The 24,998-nt window shown below is 53.0% G+C and carries 25 protein-coding genes, 1 rRNA gene and 1 other annotated feature; all 26 genes read right to left on the bottom strand.

The window, feature by feature from the left end; all coding sequences use genetic code 11:
- Positions 1-328 (bottom strand): 16S ribosomal RNA (locus V3851_RS19590); the annotation flags it as partial.
- Between the two features lie 421 nt (positions 329-749).
- Positions 750-2,486, bottom strand: a complete 1,737-nt coding sequence (locus V3851_RS19585) for a LysM peptidoglycan-binding domain-containing protein (protein WP_331848244.1) — start codon at positions 2,484-2,486, stop codon at positions 750-752.
- A 165-nt stretch (positions 2,487-2,651) separates the two neighbouring features.
- The gene (gene ilvE / locus V3851_RS19580; RefSeq protein WP_331848243.1) at positions 2,652-3,530 is read right to left on the bottom strand and encodes a branched-chain-amino-acid transaminase; all 879 of its coding nucleotides are present in this window, start codon (positions 3,528-3,530) and stop codon (positions 2,652-2,654) included.
- Positions 3,530-4,423, bottom strand: a complete 894-nt coding sequence (pheA, locus tag V3851_RS19575; protein WP_331848242.1) for a prephenate dehydratase — start codon at positions 4,421-4,423, stop codon at positions 3,530-3,532. Before pheA ends, ilvE begins: the two co-directional genes overlap by 1 nt.
- Complete coding sequence (gene thrB, locus V3851_RS19570) at positions 4,420-5,388, bottom strand: homoserine kinase (RefSeq protein ID WP_331848241.1); 969 nt, start codon at positions 5,386-5,388, stop codon at positions 4,420-4,422. The genes pheA and thrB overlap by 4 nt, the downstream gene beginning before the upstream one ends.
- 124 nt (positions 5,389-5,512) lie before the next feature.
- The gene (locus V3851_RS19565; RefSeq protein WP_331848240.1) at positions 5,513-6,799 is read right to left on the bottom strand and encodes a homoserine dehydrogenase; all 1,287 of its coding nucleotides are present in this window, start codon (positions 6,797-6,799) and stop codon (positions 5,513-5,515) included.
- A 77-nt stretch (positions 6,800-6,876) separates the two neighbouring features.
- On the bottom strand, positions 6,877-7,314 hold the full coding sequence (locus V3851_RS19560) for an ACT domain-containing protein (protein ID WP_331848239.1): 438 nt from the start codon (positions 7,312-7,314) through the stop codon (positions 6,877-6,879).
- 182 nt (positions 7,315-7,496) lie between these two features.
- Entirely contained in the window at positions 7,497-8,807 is a 1,311-nt protein-coding gene (obgE, locus tag V3851_RS19555; RefSeq protein ID WP_331848238.1) for a GTPase ObgE, read from the bottom strand.
- 9 nt (positions 8,808-8,816) lie between these two features.
- Entirely contained in the window at positions 8,817-9,566 is a 750-nt protein-coding gene (locus V3851_RS19550; RefSeq protein WP_331848237.1) for a Spo0B domain-containing protein, read from the bottom strand.
- 174 nt (positions 9,567-9,740) lie between these two features.
- Complete coding sequence (gene rpmA / locus V3851_RS19545; RefSeq protein WP_331848236.1) at positions 9,741-10,052, bottom strand: 50S ribosomal protein L27; 312 nt, start codon at positions 10,050-10,052, stop codon at positions 9,741-9,743.
- A gap of 19 nt (positions 10,053-10,071) precedes the next feature.
- On the bottom strand, positions 10,072-10,404 hold the full coding sequence (locus V3851_RS19540) for a ribosomal-processing cysteine protease Prp (RefSeq protein ID WP_331848235.1): 333 nt from the start codon (positions 10,402-10,404) through the stop codon (positions 10,072-10,074).
- Positions 10,405-10,418: 14 nt separating this feature from the next.
- Positions 10,419-10,730 (bottom strand): 50S ribosomal protein L21, encoded by a 312-nt coding sequence (gene rplU / locus V3851_RS19535; protein WP_331848234.1) that lies wholly within the window; start codon positions 10,728-10,730, stop codon positions 10,419-10,421.
- 14 nt (positions 10,731-10,744) lie between these two features.
- Positions 10,745-10,831, bottom strand: a sequence feature (ribosomal protein L21 leader region).
- A 56-nt stretch (positions 10,832-10,887) separates the two neighbouring features.
- Entirely contained in the window at positions 10,888-12,084 is a 1,197-nt protein-coding gene (locus V3851_RS19530) for an Rne/Rng family ribonuclease (protein WP_331848233.1), read from the bottom strand.
- 66 nt (positions 12,085-12,150) lie between these two features.
- Positions 12,151-13,008: a M50 family metallopeptidase gene (locus V3851_RS19525; protein WP_331848232.1), complete on the bottom strand. Its 858-nt coding sequence runs from the start codon at positions 13,006-13,008 to the stop codon at positions 12,151-12,153.
- Positions 13,001-13,891 (bottom strand): M23 family metallopeptidase, encoded by an 891-nt coding sequence (locus V3851_RS19520; RefSeq protein WP_331848231.1) that lies wholly within the window; start codon positions 13,889-13,891, stop codon positions 13,001-13,003. The genes V3851_RS19525 and V3851_RS19520 overlap by 8 nt, the downstream gene beginning before the upstream one ends.
- An 88-nt stretch (positions 13,892-13,979) precedes the next feature.
- Positions 13,980-15,131 (bottom strand): FtsW/RodA/SpoVE family cell cycle protein, encoded by a 1,152-nt coding sequence (locus tag V3851_RS19515; RefSeq protein ID WP_331848230.1) that lies wholly within the window; start codon positions 15,129-15,131, stop codon positions 13,980-13,982.
- A gap of 6 nt (positions 15,132-15,137) precedes the next feature.
- A complete protein-coding gene (gene minD / locus V3851_RS19510; RefSeq protein ID WP_331848229.1) occupies positions 15,138-15,932 on the bottom strand; it encodes a septum site-determining protein MinD in 795 nt (264 codons plus the stop codon).
- A 4-nt stretch (positions 15,933-15,936) separates the two neighbouring features.
- Positions 15,937-16,599, bottom strand: coding sequence for a septum site-determining protein MinC (minC, locus tag V3851_RS19505; protein WP_331848228.1), 663 nt, complete (start codon positions 16,597-16,599; stop codon positions 15,937-15,939).
- Positions 16,600-16,677: 78 nt separating this feature from the next.
- Positions 16,678-17,208 carry a rod shape-determining protein MreD gene (gene mreD / locus V3851_RS19500; RefSeq protein ID WP_331848227.1) on the bottom strand — a complete coding sequence of 177 codons (531 nt, stop codon included), beginning with the start codon at positions 17,206-17,208 and terminating at the stop codon, positions 16,678-16,680.
- Positions 17,205-18,083 carry a rod shape-determining protein MreC gene (gene mreC / locus V3851_RS19495; RefSeq protein WP_331848226.1) on the bottom strand — a complete coding sequence of 293 codons (879 nt, stop codon included), beginning with the start codon at positions 18,081-18,083 and terminating at the stop codon, positions 17,205-17,207. Before mreC ends, mreD begins: the two co-directional genes overlap by 4 nt.
- 97 nt (positions 18,084-18,180) lie before the next feature.
- Positions 18,181-19,215, bottom strand: a complete 1,035-nt coding sequence (locus V3851_RS19490) for a rod shape-determining protein (RefSeq protein WP_331848225.1) — start codon at positions 19,213-19,215, stop codon at positions 18,181-18,183.
- Between the two features lie 38 nt (positions 19,216-19,253).
- Complete coding sequence (radC, locus tag V3851_RS19485) at positions 19,254-19,925, bottom strand: RadC family protein (protein ID WP_331848252.1); 672 nt, start codon at positions 19,923-19,925, stop codon at positions 19,254-19,256.
- 117 nt (positions 19,926-20,042) lie between these two features.
- Positions 20,043-20,645, bottom strand: a complete 603-nt coding sequence (locus tag V3851_RS19480; RefSeq protein ID WP_331848224.1) for a Maf family protein — start codon at positions 20,643-20,645, stop codon at positions 20,043-20,045.
- A 245-nt stretch (positions 20,646-20,890) separates the two neighbouring features.
- Complete coding sequence (locus V3851_RS19475) at positions 20,891-22,123, bottom strand: SPOR domain-containing protein (protein ID WP_331848223.1); 1,233 nt, start codon at positions 22,121-22,123, stop codon at positions 20,891-20,893.
- Between the two features lie 113 nt (positions 22,124-22,236).
- Complete coding sequence (gene murC, locus V3851_RS19470; protein ID WP_331848222.1) at positions 22,237-23,670, bottom strand: UDP-N-acetylmuramate--L-alanine ligase; 1,434 nt, start codon at positions 23,668-23,670, stop codon at positions 22,237-22,239.
- A complete protein-coding gene (locus V3851_RS19465) occupies positions 23,621-24,997 on the bottom strand; it encodes a bifunctional folylpolyglutamate synthase/dihydrofolate synthase (protein ID WP_331848221.1) in 1,377 nt (458 codons plus the stop codon). Before V3851_RS19465 ends, murC begins: the two co-directional genes overlap by 50 nt.
- Position 24,998 lies beyond the last annotated feature (1 nt).

Raw genomic sequence — 24,998 nt, 5'->3', positions numbered from 1 at the left:
CAGTGTGGCCGTTCACCCTCTCAGGTCGGCTACGCATCGTCGCCTTGGTGAGCCGTTACCCCACCAACTAGCTAATGCGCCGCAGGCCCATCCGTAAGTGACAGATTGCTCCGCCTTTCATTATCTCGCCATGCGACAAGATAAATTATCCGGTATTAGCTACCGTTTCCGGTAGTTATCCCGGTCTTACGGGCAGGTTGCCTACGTGTTACTCACCCGTCCGCCGCTAAGTTAATCAGGAGCAAGCTCCCGATTAACTCCGCTCGACTTGCATGTATTAGGCACGCCGCCAGCGTTCGTCCTGAGCCAGGATCAAACTCTCCAATAAGGATCGGAAGGAGGCTCATGCCTGAAGGTATGAGGTGTTCCATCCGATGTTTGACTTGCTCATTTCAAAACTGACGAGAAATTAATTCTCATTTTAATACTCACTCGTTGTTCAGTTTTCAAAGATCAACTTCATTTTCGTTACCGCCGTGTTTCAGCGGCGACTTAAATAATATATCATATTCAATCTAAGAAAGCAAGCATTTTTTTGATAGAATTTTCAGTCATCAACTTGAGCCGGCTTTCATCCAATGAACAGCTCGTTCATCGGGATATTTACTATATCATATATTCGCACCATGCTCAAGTAATTTAACGATGGTAAATGCCGGAATTTGTCTAATATGCCGAGATTTCCTCATAAAAAAGGCAAAGCTAAAGCGGAGAAACTCGCTCTCCACTTTAGCCTGATTACCGTTTTATTATCTGATCCATGGATTGCGTTGGTTGGATCTTTTTTGGCGCCCGGAGTTCTGCCGGCTTTTTTTCGCCGAATTCCCCGATACGGATACCGGTTTCTTCTTTTCTGTTTTTTCCGACGCCGTCTCTGAAATCTTTACCTCCTTCTTGGCTTTCTTTTCACTAGTCTTTATCTCTGCCTTTTCAATATTCTCTGCAGCTTGCTCCGGAATAGATCCGTTCGCTTCTACGTCCACCGTATCGCGATCGAACGGCACGGGTTCCGGAACGCCGAACCCTCCAAGCGGAGATCCGGGAACATAGGAATGAACCGGGGCGCCCCCCGCCCAGCCATATGGTTCTGCTTGAGGATAGCCATAATCGGACATCCCGTAGGGATGAAACATACCGTACTGTTGTTGATGAGGATAATAGTAAGAATGATGGTAGGAATGTTGATACAACGTATCGGGGTTGCAGCAATGGGACGGTCCATATGGGATTGGTCCGCCATATCCTTGCGGCGAAACTGCGGTCGGATACGCTTCATTAGGATGTGGAGCGTTTGCCGGATAATTTGCCCCCATCACGGCCTGCTGCATCGGAGCTTTAAACGGTTTATTTTCCTTCGGATATTCATAGTAGCCCGGACTTATATTTTCCGACATTTGAGCCATAGGAGCGTTGGAAATGCCCGGATATTCCCCGCCGCCGTAAGAGTGACCGGCAACCATTGCGTTTTCGTGCGGTATTTGCGGGAAGTCATAATAAGAAGCCACCTGTTCAGCAGGCATTTGGTATTGATAAAACAAATTTTCATTCTCCATTGGTTTTATATTTTCCATTGGCATTACATTCTCCATGCCCATAGGCGCTATATTCGACATTGGTGCCATATTCGACATTGGTGCCATATTCGACATTGGTGCCATATTGGATAGCGGCGCTACATTGGATATTGGCATTATATTCTCCATGTGATTTGCATATCCGCCGGAACAACCGCACGGAGAAGGGTAAGCTGGGGCCGGAGCGATGTACGCCGGCTCAACCTGATAATGTTGCGGCGAAGGAAGCACAGGGTACTCAGCAATCGGCGGACACTCCGATTTTTCCGCTTTAATGGCTTCCGGTTTGACATTCTCTGATTTAATCGTTTGGTAAGTAATTTGTTCAACGCCGATTTCAACCTGGATCGGGACAGGTGCGGCCTTTGGAGGCGCTACATTTACCGGTGCCGGGACTTGCGTTTGAGCCGGTGCCTGAAGATTGACATTAGGCTGCTTCGGTTTCGTTTCCTCGGCTTTCACATTTTCGGGCTTTACATTTTCGAATTTCGGAGCCGTGTTTTTCTTTCCGGCGGCACCGGACACGTTCGGGGCTTTATTCTCGTTTTCATAGCCTGCCGACGGATTGGCCGGGTCTTGGCCTTGAACCGGAATATTGACGATCTCCCCGACCTTCAGGACATTGGGATCACTAAGCCCTGGATTGGCCTCAATCAGGGTTTGTAACGGAAGCCCCCAGGCCTTGGCCAGTTTCCATAAGGAATCCCCTTGTTTGACTACATGCTTGTAGACATTGCTCCCGTCATTATCGACGGGTACCGCAGCCGCCGGGATTTTGACCTTATCGCCCAGGTTCAATTGATCAGGATTCGTGATTTGCGGATTGGCTTCAATCAGCTTCTGAAGAGGCACATTATACTTTTTTGCAAGATCGTACAGAGTGTCTCCCTTTTTTACAATGTGAATTTTCACGCGCTAAAGACCTCCTAGATATCTTCTCCGGAACGCGATTCTCCCGCCCGGGGCCCAATTAATACATCCTATGCAGGAGCCCAGCTTTTTGACATCCAAGACAAAATAAAAAATCCCGCCCCTCTCTTCCGAGAGCAAGCGGGATCCCTTGAACCCTAATTACATTTACCAAACCTTCAAGCCGTCTTTATCGACGATGCTGCGGAATTCTTCAAGCAGATTGAGCGTGATCGGGCCGGCGTGGCCTTCGCCGATGATTCGGCCGTCCACTTCCCGGACCGCGATAACTTCGGCCGCCGTTCCGGTCAGGAACACTTCGTCGGCGACATACACGTCATGAAGCGTGAATGGTTCTTCTTTGATGCTGTAGCCTTTTTTGTGGCAGATTTCTATGATCGCCTGGCGGGTAATCCCGTCGAGCGCACCCAGATAACAAGGCGGCGTGGTGATCACTCCGTTTTTGACGATAAAAATGTTATCCCCCGAACCCTCGGTGACATATCCTTGAGCGTTCAGCATGATTGCTTCGCCCGCTCCGGCCAGATTCGACTGGATCTTGACCAAAATATTGTTCAAATAGTTCAGAGATTTGATTTTCGGATTGAGCGCATCCGGAATGTTGCGTCTGGTGGAGACGCTCACCGTTTTCAAACCAGTCTTGTAAGCCTCTTCCGAATAAATGGCCAGCTGCTCCACGATGATGACGACCGATGCCTTCGGACAGCGGTTCGGATCGAGCCCCAAATTGCCGGCCCCGCGCGATACGACCAAACGGATATATCCGTCCCGAAGATCATTGCGGCGCAGCGTTTCCACAAGCGCTTCTTCCATTTCCTGATAGGTCAGCGGAATATCGAGCATGATCGATTTGGCCGAGTCGTACAGGCGATCCAGGTGGGCCTTGCATTTAAAGATATTGCCGTTATAGATGCGAATTCCTTCAAAAATCCCGTCGCCGTATAAAAAACCGTGGTCAAAAACCGATACCTTTGCATCTTCTTTTGTTACGAATTGTCCGTCTAAGTAGATCCATTGCTGTGCCACTACTTTTGCACCTCCGATTTTAGTCCTTCATAAGTGTAGCTGGGATAAGTGCCCAGAATTCGCACCTGGCAGCCCAATGCTTCGATTTCGCCGATGGCGGAAGGGAGAAGCACCGAATCCAGGGGAGCCAGCACATCCATGTAAAAATAGTAACTTCCAAGCCGTTTCTTCGTCGGCCGGGATTCGATCCGCGACAAATTCAGCTTGCGCCAGGCGAATGCCGACAGCACCTGATGAAGCGCGCCCGGAAAATCCTCGGGCAAGGTCACGAGGATGCTCGTTTTGTCTTCGGATTTCGGGGCCGGAATTTGCACCGGATCCGAGCCGATCAATACGAAGCGCGTATAGTTGTTGTCGTGATCGGTCACTTTCTCCGCGAGAATGTCCAAACCGTGCCGCTTGGCGCCCAAGGCCGTTCCGACAGCGGTCCAGCCTTTGCCCGGATTCTGCTTCACCAGTTCAACGGCTTCGGACGTACTGCCGACATGCTCTAGCTCGGCGTTCGGCATGTGTGCGCGGATAAACTGCAGGCACTGGGCCATGGCGACCGGGTGGGACAGCACCTTGGCTACTCGTGAGTAGTCGATATCGCCATCGGAGGACGGAGCGAATTCCTCCCGCCGGCCGACGAGGTTCTGAATTGAAGGATACACCCATTCGATTTGCATCGGAATATCCACCTCGTGAACAAGCCAATCCATATGCAAGCTTACCGAGCCTTCGATCGTGTTTTCTATCGGAACTACGCTGTAATAGGTTTTGCCGCTCGCGGTCGCCAGAAACACATCGGAGATTTGCTTGAAATGAATCAGTTCCACCGGTTCATCGGCAAACAAATGCAGTACCGCTTCGTGCGACACCGAACCTTCCGGCAGCAATGCAATTCGTTTCATGCTTTAACTTCCCCTTTGATCAAATCCAATAATGAAATCTCATTTACCATAGTAAGCTCGGTAACGCCATCTGTGCAAGGTTTAAGCCAAATCGTCTTGGCGGTGATTCCCTCTTGCCCGAGCGTCTTCAGCAAAAATTGCTTTAATTCCTCGCGCCGGTTGCTCCGGCGGTCCACGAGCGCCAGCAAGGTGGGACCCGCGCCGCTAAGCGCCGTGCCCAGCGCGCCGTTCGCCGTCGCTTCGTCCAGAATACGAGCCATTCCCGGGACGAGAGCGGCCCGGTAAGGCTGATGCAGCCGGTCGCGCATCGCATCCTTGATCAGATCCAGCCGGCCGGAGGCCAGAGCCGCCGTAAGCAAGGATGCTCTGCTGACATTGTAAACGGCGTCGCTCAGTTCAACCTGCCGGGGCAGGATCTCGCGCGCCTTGGATGTCGATAGCTGAAAATCTGGAATCGCGACCAGCACTTCAAGATCGGCAGGCGGTTCGATCCGCAGCGCCGCAGCATGGGAACCGTCCCAGACGGCGGTGATAATTCCGCCGAACAGCGAGGCTCCCACATTGTCGGGATGGTTCTCCAGCGTCGTGGCCATGTCGAACAGTTTATGTTCATCTAACGGCGAACCGATAAGCAAATTGGCGGCGTACAGCGCGCCGACAATCGCCGAAGCACTGCTGCCCAGTCCCCTGGTTAATGGGATGTCGGAATACATGCTGATTTCCAGTTCGGGAACAGAAACCCCCGCTTCCTTAAACACAGATTGGGCGACTTTATAAATCAGGTTGCTCTTGTCTTTCGGCAAACCGTCCAGATTGTCTCCATACAGATGAAATACCGTGGATTCGGCCGGTTTCATCTCGATCCAAGCATAGAGGGTGAGCGCCATGCCGAGCGTATCGAAACCCGGGCCCAAATTCGCCGTACTGGCCGGGATTCTCACCCGAACTCCTCTAGTTGCGATCATGGCGGATCCCCCCTCCATATGGTTTTAAGTTTATAAGCATATCAGTGCCATTCATGGGATGAAACTCCTTTATGCAGGTGGAATTCTAAATGTTATGGACGTAAAGACTAATATTAAATTAATTCTAGCCTTCCACCCGGTATACGCTCTTAATCCGGCGGATGGCATCCATGTCGCCGAAATGGTTCAGCACTTGTTCCATACTGGCTTTGCTCGCGTTATGGGTCACAATGATGATCTCCACGTCCGGCGTATCCGCATTAGGCGACTGAACCACCGATTCCAGGCTCACTTCATACTCCGCAAAAACCTGGGTAATCTGCGCCAGTACCCCGGCTTTGTCGGCCACCTGAAGCAACAAGAAATTTTTATAGGCTATTTGCTCGTCGCTCTTCAGCTTTTTCTGCTTGTAAGGTACGATTGCCTTCAATCCGTTGACGCCGAGCTTCATATTTTTGACGACTTCCACCAAATCGGCCACGACGGAGGTCGCCGTCGGCATCTCTCCGGCTCCGGCCCCATAGAACATCGTTTCGCCTACGGCTTCGCCGTAAACGTAAACCGCATTGTAAACGCCGTTCACCGCCGCGATCGGATGGGTTTTCTTCACCAAGGTGGGCTGTACGCTGATGCTGAATTCATCGTCCTGGCGGTCCGCGATGCCGAGCAGCTTCATTTCATATCCGAGCCGCTTCGCAAATTGGATATCCTCCTTAGTAACCGAGGAAATGCCACGGACCTCCACATCCTGAAGCTCCACATTCGTCCGGAAACCGAGCGTCCCCAGTATCGCCATTTTGCGCGCGGCATCCAAGCCCTCTACATCGGAGGTCGGATCCGCTTCGGCATACCCAAGCTCCTGGGCCTCCTTGAGCACGTCCTCATAAGAAGCGCCCTCCTGGCTCATTTTGGACAAAATATAGTTCGTCGTCCCGTTCACAATGCCCATAATCTTCATGATCCGGTCCGAGGAGAACCCCTCGATTAAAGTGCGGACGATCGGTATGCCGCCGGCAACGCTGGCCTCATAGAAAACATCGCACTGCTTCTCCTGCGCCTTGGCCAAAACTTCGGACCCGTAAAGCGCCATCAAATCCTTATTGGCCGTTACGATATGCTTGCCGCGCTCAAGGGCTTCCAGTATATATTCTCTCGTACCGCTAATGCCGCCCATCACTTCAACGACGACGTCGATTTCCGGGTCGCGGATGACCTCCCACGGATCCTCCGTCAGCTTGCTGCGGTCGATCTCGATATTCCTTTTTTTGTCCAGACTTTTGACCGCCACTTTCTCAATCACGATCGGCGAGCCGACTTGACTGCTAAGGTCCTCCTGATGCCCTTCCACGATCCGCACGACCCCGGTTCCGACCGTTCCTAACCCAAGCAATCCTACCTTAACGGGTTTCACCTTCTAACCCCTCCCAATGATATACTCCAATTCCAATATCGCATTCTTACCGCTTACCGTTTCGCTCGATCCGCCACTTATCCTTGCCCGACAATTTGTATCTTTCTTACGCCGGGAATCCCCTGCAGTTGTTCGAGCATGGTATTCAATTCTTCCGTCAGCCGGGAGGTCTCCACCGAGATGACCACATTGGCTCTTCCCTGCAGCGGAATACTCTGATTGATCGTCAACACATTGCCGCCCGAACTCGCGATGAAACCCAACACTTTGGACAGGATGCCCGAGCGGTGTTCCAGATCGAAGGATATCGTCACAATGCTTTCCCGTTCAATCTGGTTTAACAGATGAATCCCATCCTTGTATTTATAAAAAGCGCTGCGGCTCAAGCCTACCTGAGCCACCGCCTCATGCACCGTCTTTGCGTCTCCTGCCGCCAAAAGCTGCTTGACCTGCAGCGTCTTGATGACCGCTTCCGGCAAAATATCCTCACGGACCAAATAATAGCGTTCTTTCACGAACGTCCTCTCCTTAAAGACCCTTGTTTTTGTATAGTGGACATTATAACTGAAACCTTACATGCAGGCAATCCATATTTGTGAATTAGACGCGCGGATTTTCCCCAATATGCATAAAACGGGCCACAGCATCCTGTATGAGGACGGTACCCGTTTCATGATGTCTATCCGTTATTCCATTATTAATAGTAGCTGCTGCCTTCCACGAATTCGAATTCGAAATCACCGATTCGGACGATCGTGCCGTCTTTGGCCCCACGGTTGCGAAGCTCGTCGTCGACGCCCATGTGGCGCAGCGTACGTGCCAGCTTCAGGATCGCGTCATGCGTATTGAGCTGCATTCGCTTCATCATCCGCTCGATCCTCGGGCTTTCGACGATAAAGGTTTCATTTTCCCTGCGGATCGTAAAGCTGTTGTCTTCCGTCTTATCCAGCGTATAAATTTTACGTTCCGCAACCTCGGTCACTTCCTCGATCGCCGGCTCTTCCGGGATTTGATCCAGCATGTCGGCGGCGCGGTAGAGCAATTCCTGCACGCCTTCGCGGGTCAAGGAGGAAATCGGGAGCACCTCAAGATCCGGCCTTACCTCCTTCACCTGCTCGCGGAATATCTTCAAATTCTCCTGCGCTTCGGGCATGTCCATTTTGTTGGCGGCCACAATTTGCGGGCGATTCTCGAGATCGACGTTATACAGCTTCAGCTCGTCGTTGATTTTCAGCCAATCATCGAACGGATCCCGCCCTTCCGAGCCGGCCATGTCGACGACATGGATAATGAGCCGGGTCCGTTCCACATGGCGCAGAAATTCATGCCCCAACCCGACTCCTTCATGGGCCCCTTCGATCAGGCCGGGCAAGTCGGCCATCACAAAGCTGCGCCCTTCGCCAACATCGACTACGCCGAGATTCGGCGTAATCGTCGTAAAGTGGTATGCGCCGATCTTCGGCTTGGCCGCCGATACGACCGAGAGCAGCGTCGACTTGCCGACGCTGGGGAAGCCGACGAGGCCGACATCCGCCATTACCTTAAGCTCCAGCACAATATAGCGCTCCTCGCCTTCCTCGCCGTGCTCGGCGAGTTCGGGCGCCGGATTGTTCGGCGTGGCGAAGCGGATGTTGCCGCGGCCGCCGCGGCCGCCTCTGGCGACGACGATCTGCTGACCATGCCGCGTCATATCCGCCAGCACCTCCTGCGTATCGTCATCGATGATCACCGTTCCCGGCGGGATACGGACGATCATATCTTCCGCATTCGCGCCGTGCTGGCTTTTGTTGCGGCCCTTCTCGCCGCGCTGCGCCTTGAAATGGCGCTGGTAGCGGAAGTCCATCAGCGTCCTCAGGCCTTCGTCGACCCGGAACACGATGTCCCCGCCCTTGCCGCCGTCACCGCCGGCAGGACCTCCTTCCGGGACGTACTTCTCCCGGCGGAAAGCGACGATGCCGTCCCCGCCGTCGCCTCCTTTAACATAAATCTTCGCTTTATCTACAAACATGAATTCACCTCATTTTATATTGCGGATAGCCGCCCGGATTCTCATGGATGAGGGGCCCGAATCCGCCCGCTCCGCAAGCACGCTCCTGCCGGAATGCCATTCCTCCAGATGCCGCTTCAAGATATCCGCGTTGTCCGAAGCCCCGTCTTCCCGTTCAAATACGGCAAGCACCTCGCCGCCCTCCCGGCCGAGGGACAGTTTGAGCCGCAAGGTTTCTCCCCAGGAAGAGCGCCCGGAAAACTGATAAGCCCGGATCGCCGCGGTGATCGCTTCGGTGAATTCCTCCGCGTCCTCCGCCGCAAGCAGATCCCCCAGCTGCAAATCGTCCTCGACGCAAACTTCCAGTTGAACCGACTTGTTCAGCTCGCGGAAGGAATGCAGAAAGAAGACGAGCGACGGTATCCCTAGCCTGGAAATTTTGCTGTCTTCGGCCATTCGTTCTTTTATTCTTTCCACACAGCCTGCCAGTTTATCATATTTGCCCAACCGAATATAACCGTATAGAACTTGCAGATCGTTCATCCAGTCATGCCGGTGATGGCCTAGAGTCGCCGTAGCCGTTCTTTGCACCGACTCAAGCAGTTGCCTGCGCTCGTTCTCCGCTTGTCTTTGCACATATCTTGTATAACCGAAGAACAAAGACAGTAAGCACAGGCTAAGAATGATGTAGCCCGCCGGAGAATGAAAGAAATACATTAGGAATAGACAAGCTATGGATAGAGCCGCCACGATCGCCGGCGCCACGAACCGATGTTTCATGCGTTTCCCCGTTCCTCTAACAGATTGGGTGGACCTTCCACCCTGGCATCAATACCCAGTATATCACAAACCTTGTTCAAATAATGATTCAAAATATAGGCGTATCGATTAAAAAAAGCCCCCGGCATTCACATGCCGAGGGCTTTATAAGCCTCGCTTAAAGCAGCTTGGCTCTTAAGCTTCTACTGCAGCCGCCACTGGAGCGGTTTCTACCGGGTAGACGCTCACTTTTTTGCGGTCGCGGCCCCAACGTTCGAATTTCACAACGCCGTCCACTTTTGCAAACAGGGTGTCGTCGCTGCCGATGCCCACGTTGGTACCCGGATGAATTTTCGTGCCGCGTTGACGAACGAGAATGCTTCCGCCCGTAACGAGTTGGCCGTCAGCACGTTTCACGCCAAGGCGTTTCGCGATGCTGTCGCGTCCGTTCTTTGTGGAGCCTACGCCCTTTTTCGAAGCGAACAACTGAAGATCCAATTTCAACATTGTCCATCTACCTCCTTCTTCAAGTAGTTACGTCTTTTATTTGAATATACTTCCCGTATGTGCCTTCGATACTCTCAAGCATGACGACCATGGAAGAAAGCAGCAGTTGCACCTGCCCGGCCGCCTCGGGAGATACATCGCCGGGAAGGACCGCATTAAGAAAGCCGTTCTTCATCTTGGCAATCATCACGGTTCCCGTCAGCGCTTCGATGGCGTTCACCGTACCTACGGTAACGGCGGATACGCCGGCGCATACAATATCCTCGCCCCGATCGGCATAGCCCGCATGGCCTGACACTTTAAATCCGGTTATGTCGTTAGCCTTGTTGCGTAAAATGGAGACGATAATCATTATCGTACACCCGCTTACGCTTCGATTTTCTCGATGGTCACTTTTGTGTAAGGTTGACGATGACCTTGCTTTTTGTGGTAGTTCTTTTTAGGTTTGTATTTGTAAACGACCACTTTTTGGCCTTTGCCGTGTTTTTCGACTTTCGCCGTTACACTTGCGCCGGATACCAATGGAGTTCCCGTTACCAAACCTTCGCCTTTCAATACCGCGAGCACACGGTCGAACTTCACGCTTGCGCCGTCTTCAGCGTTCAATTTCTCGATGTAAAGAACATCGCCTTCTTGAACACGGTATTGTTTACCGCCAGTTTCGATAATTGCGTACATTTTGCTTGCACCTCCTCATGTCTCAGACTCGCCTAATCCAGGTGCCGCCGCCTAAAAGGATAGCGGTCTTCCCAACCCGATCGGAGCGGTTACAGCATGTGTACAAGACCAACTCATAACACATACTTCAATATATTATCACGGGGCGGCCCAGAAATCAATCATTACCTTGAAAAACAGGCTGCTCCCTAATTCTTTTCCGCGTCATTTCGAGCAGTCCCAGCTTGGTCCAGCCCAGAATATGATGCTGTGTCCTGTCGCCGGTCAGCCCCTCCTCCAAAACGTCCCATACGGCCGTGCGATGCTCCTCATTAATCATATCGATGAAATCGACGATAATGATGCCGCCGGTATCCCGCAGCCGCACGAGCCGGGCGATTTCCCGGGCCGCTTCCAAATTCGTGCGGTACACGGTATCCTCCAGATTTTCGCCGCCGGTGAACTTGCCCGTGTTGACATCGATCACCGTCAGGGCTTCGGTCGTGTCCCAGACAAGATATCCCCCTCCGGGCAGCCACAGCTTGCGCTGAAAATCCTTGTCCAACCGCTGGTTGATCCCATAATAATCGAACAGAGGCGTATCCCCTCCGTAAATCATGATATTCGGTTCTTTGCCGTGCAGCATGCTCGCCAGGAAAGCGGCAGCCTCTCCGGCTTGCTCCGGACAGTCCATAATCAATTCGTCCGTCTCCGGGCTGTATACATCCCGCATCAGGCGCTGCACCATGCTTAGGTCTTGATGCAGAACGGAAGGAGCCGAAGCGCTCTCCCGGCCTTTGGCCCGGATCGTCTCCCACTGTTCACGCAGCTGGGCCAGATCCTCCGCAATATCTTCTTTATGGGCATGCTCCGCAACCGTCCTCAGAATTAGTCCTTCTTCCTCGGTCCGCAGCTCTTCGCCGATTTCCTTGAGCCTTGCCCGCTCCTCCTCCCGGCCGATCTTCTTGGAGACGGCCACGTAACCGGCCGACGGCATATAGACAAGCCACCGCCCCGGGAGCGAGTAATGCGTCGTCACCCGCGCGCCCTTGTTGCCGAGCGCTTCTTTTACAACCTGGACGATCAGCTCTTGACCCGGTTTAAGCAATTCCGAAATCGCGGGCTTCCGCTTCGGCTGCTTCTCGAGATGGGGATGCAATAAATCATCAATATAGAGAAACGCATTCTTCTTCTGCCCGATGTCGACAAAAGCCGCCTGCATTCCGGGTATCACGTTCGTTACTTTGCCTTTGAAAAAACTGCCTGCCAATCCTCTTTTTTCAGAGCGCTCCGCCGCATACTCTACTAGCTTGTCCCTCTCCAGCAGCGCTATCTGGGTGGAATCAGGGCCGCAGTGAACAATCAACTGTTTCATTGATCTCACCCTCATTCATCGTTGTCTATCGAACATTCATCTACATTATATCACGGCTAAAGAGAATCAAGCTCCGGGATCGCCCCGCAAATAAGAGGATACGACCCGCTGCTCGGGAACCACGGCCACAATTTTCCCTCGAGAGTTCATAATATAGATGAAATGGTACTTTTCCCTCCTAAAGAGACGTAAAATTTGATCCAAAGGTTTCATTTTATCGGTTACGATCGGCTGAGCCAAGCTTCCGCGCAAAAGGTGGAGAGTAAATGCATTTTCCCGGTTCACCAAAAAGCGCACGAAACGGTATGGAATATTCCGATAGTCCATCAGATTGGAATACAGCAAAAACGCGCCCACCAGCAAAAGATTAAGCTGTACGTCTCCGAATCCGGACAAAAGCGGGACGACCGCATACACAACCACAAGCAAGCTGAAAATCAGACTGATCCTGAGCGACCAGACCAGGGTCGCATGGTACGGAAGAACCCAGCTACATAGTGCCTGAGCGACTTTCCCTCCGTCCAGCGGCAGGATCGGCAGCAGATTAAACATAGCTATGAGGAAATTGCTCTCCACAAAATAAGAAAAAAAAGGGCCCTCCCATATCCCGGCGGCATGCAGAACCCAGGAAATTGCGATCATGAGCAGATTTTGCGCCGGTCCGGCCAAAGCGATGGCCAGCTCCCGGCCGGCCGTCAATTGCCCGGTATCCTCCATTACCGCAACTCCGCCAAAGGGGAGCAACTGTATGGACAACACGGGGATGCCGAACAATCTCGCACATCCGACATGGCCAAGCTCGTGCACAAACACGATCGCGAACAAGGCGAGCAGCTCCAAAAAGTGACCGGTGAACACGGAGGCCAGCATAATCAAGACGAACAACGGATGAAAGGATATGCTCATGCCGCCCCATTTAATCAAACGGAATCACATCCGCGGGATCGATATACCGATCGTTCTTTTTCAGGGCGAAATACAAGGTCGGACGATCGGCATCTTGCCGCGACGAAAGGTATCCGAGGAGATCTCCCCCCTCGACCCAATCCCCTTTCTCCACCGCGGCTTGGTCTAAGTGACCGTAAACCGATTCGTACCCCTCCGCATGCTGGACAACGATCGTCATTCCGGTCAGCGCGTCGCGGGTTACGCTGAGAACCCGGCCCGTCTCTACGCTTTTAACCTGTTCGGCGACGCCCGAATCGCCGGAGGGGATAATTTCCACGCCGCCGAGTGTGAGAACAAACGACTTGGCCAAACTGCCGCTAAGCGGAACCGTGAACCCGCTGGCCGCACCGACTTTTAGCCCTTTGTCCTCGCTGTGCTTAAAGATCGGAATGAAGGACGGCGGGCCGCCGAAGTTCCGCTCGTACCACGCCTCAGCTGCGCTAAAGTCCATCTCCTCGGTAAGCGATTGGGCTACGAAAGCCCTGATGGGGAAGGACCATGCCGGCTCATAGCGGTTGATCCCCCAAATAAAAATAAATAGAAGCGCGCTGACGACCAGGCGAAAAAACAGCATCGTCCAAAACGAGGCCCGCTTCCCCTCCGGGCCGCCGCCCATGCCGGGCGAACCCGGATCCGGATCGTTCCAGCGCCCTTGCCCCCGCTTCCAAAGCAGCTCCGGGTCCGGCTCCGCTTCTCCGGGCAGGGGCCGCTTGGGTAAATAGATGCCGGCATGTCCTCCGCCGGCATTCCCCCCGGGTGAATCGCCGCTTCCGGCAGGAGGGTCACCCACCAAATCCCCCGCCGTCAATTGTCTGATGCGTTCCTCGCGCCGCTTTCGCACATTCGATTTCACGTCCATCGTTAGGCACCCTCCCGATCACATCTCGTGATTTATATGTATGAGGGGCTTGGCCGGAATATGAAAAAACCGGCACTCCCGGCGCCGGTTAATCTTCCACTTTATACTTTTCCTGATGCAGCATAATGCTGAACACGAGTCCGATGCACAGCATGTTGATAAGCAGCGAGGTTCCGCCATAACTTATGAACGGCAGCGTAATGCCGGTAATCGGCATCAAGCCGATCATCATCCCGACGTTCTCGAAGATCTGGAACAAGAACATCGCGGCGATGCCGACGATCATGTAGGCGCCCCTTTTATCGATGCAATGCATGGCAATGAGGATCATTCTATAAATAAACAAAAAATAAACCAGCAGCAGGAAAGCCGATCCCAAAAATCCGAACTCCTCGCCAATTACGACGAAAATCGAGTCCGAATACGGATAAGGTACGAATTTCTTGTTTTTCAGTTCCCCCTGCATATACCCGTCACCGAGCAGTCCGCCTGAACCGATCGCGACTTTGGCATAGCTCGACTGGTGCTTCTCATCGCTTGAGGCCTGATCCGGATTGATAAATGTGTTGATCCGCTGATACCAGTGCAGCTTGTTATGCTGGTCCAAATAATCGCGGATATCGGCATTATACGTATTAAACAAAGTGACAAACGCGATCAAGGCCGCAACGACGGCGGTAAGGCCGATCAACACATGGCTGTATTTCACATTGCCGATCCACAGCATCGCGATCAGCACGACCAGATAAATAATCGCGTTCCCTAAATCCGGCTGGATCAGGACGAGCAGGAAAGGAACCAGTGTCACCGCGCAAATCGGAATGACATCGCGCCGGAAACGCAAAAGTTGTCTTTCGCGCTGCCCCAGCAGGTATGCGGTCGTCAGAATCAAAATCACCTTTACCAGCTCGGCCGGTTGAAATTGCAGCCCGCCGGGGAGCTTAAACCAGCTGCGGGCACCGTTGATTTCGGGGGCAAACAGAAATACCAGGACGAGCAGGAAGCAGCCTGCTCCGTATATATACCAGCTATATTTCAATAATGTCCGGTAATCGACCAAGGCCATACCGAACACAACGACAAAGCCGGCGAGATAAAATCCGAGCGTCTTCAGATCGTAGGCCCTGAATTGATTCTCATACGGAGCGATGGCGCTTCGGACCATCAGCGTGCTGAACACCATAAATAGGACCAGGATGCACACCATCAGCCAGTCCAGTTTTTTTAATTTAAAAAACAACGAAAATCAGCCCATTCCAAAAAACTTCTTAAAGCGCGTAAATACTCCTTGCTTCTGATCCAGCTGCATGAGCGGGACCGTATCGCCCAGAATCCGCCGGGCGATGTTGCGGTATGCGATCGCCGCCCGCGAATCCGGGTTCATTACCGTCGGCTCGCCGTTGTTAGCAGCCTTGATCACTAGCTCGTCATCGGGAACGATGCCGATCAAATCAATATTTAATACCTGGAGAATGTCCTCGATTTCCAGCATGTCGCCGGATTTTACCATATTCGCCCGGATCCGGTTGACAATCAGCTTCGGCGATGAGATATGCGAGCTCTCAAGCAGCCCGATGATCCGGTCCGCATCGCGGACGGCGGCATGCTCGGGCGTAGTGACGACGATCGCCTGGTCCGCCCCGGCGATCGCATTTTTGAACCCCTGCTCGATGCCCGCCGGACAGTCGATGATCACGTATTCGTGTTCTTTTTTAAGCTCCAGAACGATATCCTTCACCTGTTCCGGCGTTACGGAGTTTTTGTCCTTCGTCTGCGCGGCCGGCAGCATGTACAGTTCATCAAAGCGTTTGTCCTTAACGAGCGCCTGATTCAAACGGCAGCGGCCTTCGGCCACATCGATTAAATCGTAAATAATCCGGTTCTCCAATCCCATGACGACATCCAGATTGCGCAAACCGATATCCGTGTCTACGAGACATACCTTTTTGCCGAGCAACGCAAGCGCCGTGCCGATATTGGCCGAGGTCGTCGTTTTGCCCACGCCGCCTTTACCGGATGTGATAACGATAGCTTCTCCCATTTGTTTACACCCCTTTGAACGCGTTAAAATTCGGCCTGATCCGGAACAAATTTCCGATTTTATCAATCTGCATCTTGCCGTTATGCAAAAAAGCGAATTCCATGCTGGTCTCCCGGTTTTCCCATTCATCGGGAGGGCGGCTGATCACCTCGGCGATCCTCAGCTGGGTAGGCGCCAAATAAGAGGCCGCGATCACCGCCTCTTCATTGCCTTCAAATCCGGCATGCGCCATTCCCCGAAGGGAGCCGAGAATGAAGATATCCCCCGTGCAGGCGATCGTGCCGCCGGGATTCACGTCTCCGAGAAACAGAAGATTACCTTCATGATGAAGCACTTGGCCCGAGCGGACAATCCCGCTTAGCGTCGTGATGGACTGAAGCGGATCGAAGCCTCCCGGCGGTTCGGGAGATTCCACCGAACGGATCAGCAGGTTTCCCTTTTGCCGCAATATATCAAGAATCATTTCTTTTTGATCATCCGTTACGATCCGCGTCCCCAGCTTCACATCGACATGGACAATCGGACCGGTCAAAATTGTTTGGTGACTATGCTCCAACTTGTAACGCAATTCTTCCAACAAAGTCGTAAGTTCGCACTTGTCGTCAAGCAGGAAAACCAGGCCATCTTTGATGCCCTTGATCGTAACGTAATTGGGTTTTACCGTCATATGCCTGTCCCTCCTCCCTATTCAATTCGTGCAGAAGGCGGAAAGTTCCTGCTTGTCCCGGAAGGAAAAGACGACAAATCAGTTCTTTTCCTCGGGGGAACGACGCTTAGTGATAATCTCTAGCTGCCGTCTTAGCGGCACATAGATGATCAAAGCGAACAGAAATTGAACGAATACATTGGGAATAATATGATTCATCAAGGCCCAGGTATAAGGTTCATGGACCAATCCGAACAGCGAATAGGTACCGAAAATGGTCGAATCGAGCAACAGGCTGCCGATCAGCACGAGGATCATCATTAGCGGAAGCGGAGTCTGACGGCTGCGCGGCAGTAAACCCAGCAAGTAACAGCAAAGCCCCATCGCGAACGAATAAGCCCCGATCAAGGCCCCGTAATAAACGACATCATGCAGCAATCCGAAGCAAAGTCCGAGCACGAGGCCCGTATGACGGTTTTCGTAAACGGAGAAAAATATAATGGCGATATAAACCAAATGAGGGACGATTCGGGTTTGCCAGGCCGTCGGGATCAGCCAGGGAAGGATCGTCCCTTCCACAATGAACAGAAGAAACAGCAGCAAAATCAGAATAGATTTGCGTCTTCTCACTCTTTCTCAGCCTCCGGTGTAAACACGATGAACAGCTCTTTCCAATCGGTAAAGCTGGCCGCCGGTTTGATCGTCGCCGTATAGGTCAAGCCGTACTCGCCTACCTGAATGTCGGTAACCTCCCCGATAATCATCCCGCGGGGGAAGACGCCCCCGATGCCTGAGGACACGATCGTATCATGTACGGCAAGCGCCTTCGGGTCTTCAATCCGGCTCATGAGAAAAGTGCCGCTCGCTTTGTCATAGGATTCGATGACTCCGAACACCTCGTTCGCCTTACCCTCCGCCGTTACGGCGATACCGTTGGAGTTCGGGTCAAGCGCATCCATCGCCGTTAAAAGCTTCACCGTGGAAGTGAAATTGCTGACATGACTGACGACTCCGACCAGCCCTTCCGCAGAATGAACAGCCTGGCCTTCCTTGACACCTTCCCGGGCTCCGATATTGACAACCACGGTCCGGTTGAGCGGATCGTCGTTTACGCTGATGACCTGAGCGATCTTCCAGGTATAGTTATACATTTCTTTCTGCTCTAAAGTAAAATTCAATTCATCCTTCAGCCATACGTTCTCCTGCTCAATCCAGTTGTAATGCGCTTTATCCCGTGTATAGTGAGCCAGCGCTATTTTCAATTGTTCATTTTCCTCCTGCAGCGCATGCAGATTGGAGATATCTTCAAAGAAGCCCGCTATATAGCCAGCGGGCTTGTAAAACACATTTTGCACAAAGCCGACCGTATCCTTGACGAATTTCTCCGGCCAGGACAGATTGGTTCTCGATCCGAGGGTGAAGCCCATTACCGCGATAAAAAGAATGAGTCCGATCAACAAAACAAACAATCTTTTGTTGCCAAGCAGTTTAAACAGTTTTAGCACCCTCCAACCTTACAGTTTTCTCCCAAGTAAAGAAAAACGGCCAGGCCGCCCGGACAGGGCGGCGCCGCTTAATAGTGAAGATCCGAATCCTTCAATATTACCGTTTGGAACGAAGCGCTGAACTGCTCTTGGATTTAAACAGATGGATGTTATCCAGGGCTTTGCCTGTACCGATCGCAACGCAATCCAGCGGATTCTCGGCAACGATAACCGGCATGCCCGTCTCTCCGGCGAGCAGCTTGTCAAGGTTACGCAGCAGCGCGCCGCCGCCGGTCAGTACAATGCCGCGATCCATAATGTCGGCGGCAAGCTCCGGCGGGCACTTCTCCAGCGTCACCTTAACGGCGTCGACAATGGCATTCACCGTATCGGCCAGCGCTTCGGAAATTTCGTCCGACGTGATGGTGATCGTTTTCGGCAGGCCGGTCACGAGATCGCGGCCGCGGATTTCCATCGTTTCAACCTTTTCCAAAGCGAGGGCGGAGCCGATATCCATTTTCAGTTGTTCGGCGGTTCTTTCGCCGATCATTAAATTGTATTGGCGTTTGATGTATTGAATGATCGATTCATCCATCTCATCCCCGGCAACGCGCACCGATTTGCTGGTGACGATGCCTCCGAGCGAAATGACCGCGACTTCCGTCGTTCCGCCGCCGATGTCCACAACCATGCTTCCCGTCGGCTCCCAGACCGGAAGATCGGCCCCGATCGCCGCGGCGAAAGGCTCCTCGATCGTATAAGCCTCGCGAGCACCGGCCTGCTTCGTCGCGTCTTCAACGGCGCGCTGTTCCACGGCGGTGATCCCGGAAGGAACGCAGACCATCACATTGGGATGACGCTGGAACAGCGAACGCTGTTTCTGTGCCTGGCGGATGAAATATTTGATCATCGTTGCCGTCGTATCGAAATCGGCGATAACGCCGTCTTTCATCGGACGGATCGCCCGAATATTCCCCGGCGTTCTGCCGATCATTTTTTTGGCCGATTCGCCGACCGCAACAATGTTTTTATTATCAGTATGAATAGCGACTACGGAAGGCTCTCTTACAATGATTCCTTTGCCCCGGATATAAACCAAGGTATTTGCCGTTCCCAAGTCGATTCCCAAATCTTTCGTAAAGCCACCAAACATGCTGTATCTCCCTTTCCTTCTGTATCTAATCTATTATATTACATCAAGCCTTGCTCCTTCAAACTGACGAATTTGCCGTCCCCGATCACGATATGATCCAGCACGTCGATTCCCACGATTTCCCCGGCCTGGCACAACCGGGCTGTCATACGGATATCCTCCGGGCTTGGCGCGGGATCCCCGCTGGGATGATTGTGGGCGAAGACGACGGAGGCGCTGCCGTGCTTGATCGCGGCGCGGAATACTTCACGCGGGTGAACGATCGAGGCGTTCAGGCTGCCCATCGACAGTGTTTCTTGAGCAATGATATGATTTTTCGTATTCAAAAACAGACAAACAAAATGCTCCTTTTGCAAATATCGAAGCTCTTCCATCAGCAGGTCGGCGGCATCCTGCGGCCTGCGGACGACCTGCGCTTCCGGCAGACGGGTTTTGGCCAGTCTTTGTCCCAGCTCGATGCCCGCTTTAATCTGCGCCGCTTTCGCCGGACCGATCCCCTTCATCCTCGTCAATTCGGCAAGGTTGAGATCCATGATCCCTCGAATCCCGCCGATCTCGCCCAGCACGCGCTGGGCCATATGAACCGCCGATTCCTGGCGAGTCCCCGTCCGCAGCAAAATAGCGAGCAACTCAGCTTGGCTAAGCGCGCTTGCTCCGTATTGCAGCATCCGTTCCCTCGGCCGTTCTTCATTTGGAATATCACGCAGCATATAGGTCGTCTTATTCAACTTATTCCCTCGCTTCCGAATGGTTTTGGCAAAACCTTAAGCAGGTATTGCGGGCAAAATTCATTGCGGAAGGATATGCTTTATCTCTTCCTTATTCTCTTAAAAAACGGCGATTCCAAAGGAATCCAGCATTTCGGCCAGCAATGACAGCGGTAAGCCGACCACATTAAAATAGCAGCCTTCGATTCCGGTTACGATCGTTGAACCAAGGCCTTGTATGGCGTAAGCCCCGGCCTTGTCCAGCCCTTCCCCGCTTGAAGCGTAGGCCGCGATTTCCCGTTCGCCGAGCGGTCTCATCGTAACCAAGGTCATGCGGTAATCTACGCGCCGCGTTCCGGTAAGACTGTCCACGCAGGCAACTCCGGTATATACCCGGTGGCTTCTGCCTTGCAGAGAACGGAGCATGGAAGCGGCCTCCTCGACATCTTTCGGCTTGCCCAGCACCGCGTCGTCTCTGACAACGATCGTATCGCTGCCGACGATGATGCCGTGACGATCACAATTTTCCAGACTTCGGTACACCGCATCAGCCTTGCGCATCGCAAGTTCTGTCACGATTTGCTCCGGAGTCCATCCTGCCGGCGTTGTCTCATCGGCATGGCTTGGCACGACATCGAACGGAATATGTAAGGATGCGACAAGTTCGCGGCGGCGCGGGGAAGTCGATGCAAGAATGATATGGCGTGAGGCTGAAGATTCCAAGGGTGTATACTCTCCTTTACAGGGCCCGGCTTACCGAAAAAGGAAGCCTCTCTTCCTTGAAGTTAATGCCGGACGCAAGACATAAAAGAACAGAATAAGATTCGACAGCTTTTCGCTGTCAACCTCGCCATTTTTTGACACCTCATTATTATAAGGTTTATTCAGCGGCAATACAAATACAAAAACGGCATGGGGAAGTATTACCAATCCCATGCCGTATTATTCCAAACGAAGGCGTTTTCGCCTTACCCGTTCAAATTCGCTCCGAGCATTTTTTGCTCCGCCATAATGAAGCTCATGACCTCGTCCTGAACTTCCCAGAGCAGTGTTTTGGCGCCCTTTTTGTTGTATTCGGTCATGGCCTCTATCGCGCTATTCATCGCTTTTTCCATCTCGACCGCTTCCGCTGCGAACGGTTCGGGCTGCTTTCCGCGGACCGCCGCCGCGCTTTCCGTCCACAATTGATGCTTTTGCTCCAACTCGGCGATCGCGTCGGCATCCAAAGCCTGCGGAGTGACCTCCGCCAGCCTCGAAGCCGAGAGGGAGCTAAGCAGCCCGATCAATTCGGAGCTTTGGGCAAAATACGCCTCCAGTTGTGCCGCATCCCCGTTGAAAGCTACCTCTGCCGATGCGGGCAGCGTAATTTCATGCAGAATCAGGTGGACTCCTGCGGTCTTGAGCTGGCTGCTGAGCAACTTGGCCTGCTCTCGGTCGGTGGATACGCCGGCATATACCCTTTTCTCGTCAACGGTATCTCTGGCCGCGGCAATGCCGGAATCCTGGAGCTCCTGTTGCGCAAGCTGGACTCCTTGCGCGGTGCTGAATACCCCGTATTGCAGAAAATGATAGGTTTCTTCCGGAATGGCGATGCTGACCGTTTTTCCGCCGGATGCCGGATCCGCCCATTCCTCTTCATAGACCGGGGCCAATACGGGGATATCGGCGGCGGGCTCCACGGGGGAGGTTTGGCTGGGCATTGAAATTCCGGGAATGGGGACGCTCACTTGTCCATTAAACATCGACAGGACCACAAAACCGAACAAAGCGCCCGTGACGATGGCTCCCGTCAGCGATCCCGCAACCTTCCACCACGAAGTGCGGGGACTTCGGACCTGCGTATAATGAGGCAGGATCGTTCCGCCGGTTCCGGTGTAGTCGGTAAACGGATCCCCCCAGTCTTCCGCCGCCAGTTCAACGGCGCGGTAGGTTTGAGCCGAATACGGATCGGTTTCATTTGCTTCCGTATGGGAATTTTCATAATGACCCGTATCGGTCTCCGCCAGGTCAGCCTGCTCCGTTTGCTCCATAACTGTCCGGGGATCTTTATAGCGGTCATTATATATAAACCCGGTTGTTTCATGCAGCGGTGTTTCCTCCACCTCGCTCCGGTCGGCGGCAGATGCCGGGAAAGGCTGTGTTTCCCGCGGAAGTTGGCGGCCCTGTCCATCAAAGCGGAATGTCATTTTGGCGTTGTTCACTGTCCGCACGCTCCTTGTCCATTCTTCTAGAAATACCATATGAACCGGACAGGGGTTATATGCCAGAACATGCGAAAAACCCCGCGGCTACGCGCGAGGTTTTTTACATCAAATCAATCGGGCAATTTGGTGGCAAGCTCTTTGCCGACCTTCCAAATGTCTCCGGCGCCCATGGTCAGTACTAAATCCCCCGGCTCAAGGCGGTCTTGAAGGTCGATGAGGACGTCCTGCTTCGTCGGCAAATATCTTGCTCCCGCATTGCTGTTCTCTTTAATCAGCTCAACCAGCCTGGACGAGTGAACCCCCTCAATCTGCTTTTCTCCGGCCGGCGAGTAAATATCCGTAATGATTACTTCGTCGGCTTCGCCGAACGCCCGGCTGAACGCATCCAGCAGGAAGAACGTCCGCGTATACCGCTGAGGCTGGAATACGGCGATAATCCGTTTGCCCGTCGCTTTGGCCGCCGCAATCGTCGCTTCGATTTCCGTCGGATGGTGGGCGTAATCGTCGATGACGAGGATTCCGCCCTTCTCTCCCAATACCTGAAAGCGGCGTTTGGCTCCGTGGAATCCGGTGATCGCGGCCGTGATTTCGGCAAAAGGAATCCCCGCCTCCAAACATACGATAATCGCGGCCATCGCATTGCATACGTTATGTTTCCCGGGTACGGACAGTTCTACCGTCCCCAGCTCCTCTTCCCCGCGCTTCATCGTAAATGTCACGTGACGGTCGCCGAGATTGATTTGCTCCGCCGTATAATCGCTTCCCGGCAAGAGGCCGAAAGTGATCGTTTGGCAGCTCAGCTTCGGCAGCAATTCCTTAATATTGGCGTCGTCGCCGAAGACGACGGCTTTGCCGTCCGGTTTGATCTGATTCAGATATTGGACGTAAGCTTCTTTGAGGCGGCCGAAGTCCCCTCCGTAATTCTCCAAATGATCGGCTTCGATGTTCGTTACTACGCCCAAAGAAGGATGATACTGAAGGAAGGAGCCGTCGCTTTCATCCGCTTCGGCGACGACGAAATTCCCTTGTCCCGCCTTGGCGTTCGTGCCGATATCCATGATCTCTCCGCCGATAATGTAAGTCGGGTCGGTTCCGCACTGCTCCATAATCAGCGCGATCATGGAAGAGGTCGTCGTTTTGCCGTGCGCGCCCGCGACGGCGACTCCTTGCCGCTCATTGAGGAGTCTCGCCAGCATCTGCGAGCGGTGCAAAATCGGAATCCCTTGTTCCTGGGCTTCCAGCCGTTCCACGTTGTCCTGCGGCAGCGCCGTGGAGTAGACGACCAGATCGGCCCCGTGCACATGCTCCGCGGTGTGTCCAATATAAATTTTGGCTCCTTTGGCCGCCAATTTTTCGGTCAACTCCTGGGAGGCGACATCGGATCCGGTTACGGTATAGCCCATCTCCAGCATCACCCGGGCGATGGCACTCATCCCGTATCCGCCGATCCCGATAAAATGCACATGTTGTTCAGTCGTATTTAACAATTTATAGTCACCAGCCTTTTTCAGAATCGGTTTGATGCAAAAGGGTTGCCCGCACATCGGAAATCATATACAGCGTGCCGGTGACCACCCCAAGATCCTCCCGTTCCGTCCGTGACTCCAAAAGCGACAGCGCCTTCCTCCAGTCACGTTCCACAATGATTTCTATTTCGGGCTTAGCAAAGCTGCCCTTTAGCTCCAGCACCAGGTCGTGAAGTGCTTCGGCATCCAGTTTGCGGCGAAAATCGGGCTCGGTCAGTATAAGTGTATCCACTATAGGTAATATATGCTGCAAGTAGCCGCGATGATGCTTGTTAGCTAGCATCCCCATCATCAGATTGAGTTTACGGTAACTGAACGTTTCCCGGATGCTCTTGGCCAGCATTTCCGCACCCTCCGGATTATGTGCCCCGTCAAGAACGATGCGAGGCTCGGCCGATACCTGCTCCAGGCGTCCGGCCCACCGGGTTTCCCTGAAGCCGCGTACGACGTCTTCATCCTCCAGTACAAAAGCCATATACTGACGCAGCACTTCGAGCACCATCATCGCACCGGCCGCATTTTTGCTTTGATGTTCCCCCAGCATCGATATATTCATTTCAAATTCCCGGAAAGGGCCGCGAAAAATCAAGGTCTGACCCATATCGCCGACCTGCAGTCTCTCGAATGAAAATTGTTCGCCCAGCAAATAAAGACTGCTGTTTTGACGCTTCGCCGTCTCTTTCATGACCGCGATCGCCTCAGGCTGTTCGACACAGCTCACCACGGGAACGCCGGGCTTGATGATGCCGGCTTTTTCACGGGAAATCTGTTCGACCGTATCCCCCAGCACATCCGTATGATCCATTCCGATATTCGTTATCAGCGAGACGATCGGGGTCACAATGTTGGTCACATCCATCCTTCCCCCCAGGCCCGTCTCCCATACTACGACATCGGGATAGCATTCCTCGGCAAAGTAGAGGATGGCTATGGCCGTGCTCACCTCGAACATGGTCAAGGAACCGTGCTCCGTTTCGGCCATTTCCGCGACGTAAGGCCGAATCCGGTTGGCCAGATTCAGCAAGGTTTCTTCCGGAATATCCTGTCCGTTATACTGAAAACGGTTCGTAAATTTGGTGATATAAGGGGAGGTATACGTCCCCACACTATATCCGCATTCCAACAGGGTACGGGTTAAAAAAGCGCAGGATGACCCCTTGCCGTTCGTCCCGGCCACATGAATAAATTTCAGTCTGCGGTGCGGATTGCCAAGACGGTCCATCAGCAGAGAAATCCGTTCCAGGCCCGGGCGGATGCCGAAAGCTATCAGCCCGTTTATCCATTCTACCGCCTCATCATAGCTTTGCAGCGCGCTATCATTCTCTCCTTCGTTAAGAGCCCCCATG

The organism is Paenibacillus haidiansis, assembly GCF_036553665.1.
In the GTDB taxonomy this organism is placed as follows: Bacteria; Bacillota; Bacilli; order Paenibacillales; family Paenibacillaceae; genus Fontibacillus; species Fontibacillus haidiansis.
Note: the sequence above shows the minus strand (reverse complement) of the source record. Positions and strands in the feature narration are given on the sequence as shown.

What these genes read in the sequence shown, in the direction of transcription:
- pheA (WP_331848242.1), bottom strand. Translation starts at nt 4,423, where the DNA reads ATGAAACGAATTGCATTGCTGCCGGAAGGTTCGGTGTCGCACGAAGCG.
- thrB (WP_331848241.1), bottom strand. Translation starts at nt 5,388, where the DNA reads ATGATCGCAACTAGAGGAGTTCGGGTGAGAATCCCGGCCAGTACGGCG.
- obgE (WP_331848238.1), bottom strand. Translation starts at nt 8,807, where the DNA reads ATGTTTGTAGATAAAGCGAAGATTTATGTTAAAGGAGGCGACGGCGGG.
- V3851_RS19550 (WP_331848237.1), bottom strand. Translation starts at nt 9,566, where the DNA reads ATGAAACATCGGTTCGTGGCGCCGGCGATCGTGGCGGCTCTATCCATA.
- rpmA (WP_331848236.1), bottom strand. Translation starts at nt 10,052, where the DNA reads ATGTTGAAATTGGATCTTCAGTTGTTCGCTTCGAAAAAGGGCGTAGGC.
- V3851_RS19540 (WP_331848235.1), bottom strand. Translation starts at nt 10,404, where the DNA reads ATGATTATCGTCTCCATTTTACGCAACAAGGCTAACGACATAACCGGA.
- rplU (WP_331848234.1), bottom strand. Translation starts at nt 10,730, where the DNA reads ATGTACGCAATTATCGAAACTGGCGGTAAACAATACCGTGTTCAAGAA.
- V3851_RS19530 (WP_331848233.1), bottom strand. Translation starts at nt 12,084, where the DNA reads ATGAAACAGTTGATTGTTCACTGCGGCCCTGATTCCACCCAGATAGCG.
- V3851_RS19520 (WP_331848231.1), bottom strand. Translation starts at nt 13,891, where the DNA reads ATGGACGTGAAATCGAATGTGCGAAAGCGGCGCGAGGAACGCATCAGA.
- minD (WP_331848229.1), bottom strand. Translation starts at nt 15,932, where the DNA reads ATGGGAGAAGCTATCGTTATCACATCCGGTAAAGGCGGCGTGGGCAAA.
- minC (WP_331848228.1), bottom strand. Translation starts at nt 16,599, where the DNA reads ATGACGGTAAAACCCAATTACGTTACGATCAAGGGCATCAAAGATGGC.
- V3851_RS19490 (WP_331848225.1), bottom strand. Translation starts at nt 19,215, where the DNA reads ATGTTTGGTGGCTTTACGAAAGATTTGGGAATCGACTTGGGAACGGCA.
- radC (WP_331848252.1), bottom strand. Translation starts at nt 19,925, where the DNA reads ATGCTGCGTGATATTCCAAATGAAGAACGGCCGAGGGAACGGATGCTG.
- murC (WP_331848222.1), bottom strand. Translation starts at nt 23,670, where the DNA reads ATGTGCGGGCAACCCTTTTGCATCAAACCGATTCTGAAAAAGGCTGGT.
- V3851_RS19465 (WP_331848221.1), bottom strand. Translation starts at nt 24,997, where the DNA reads ATGGGGGCTCTTAACGAAGGAGAGAATGATAGCGCGCTGCAAAGCTAT.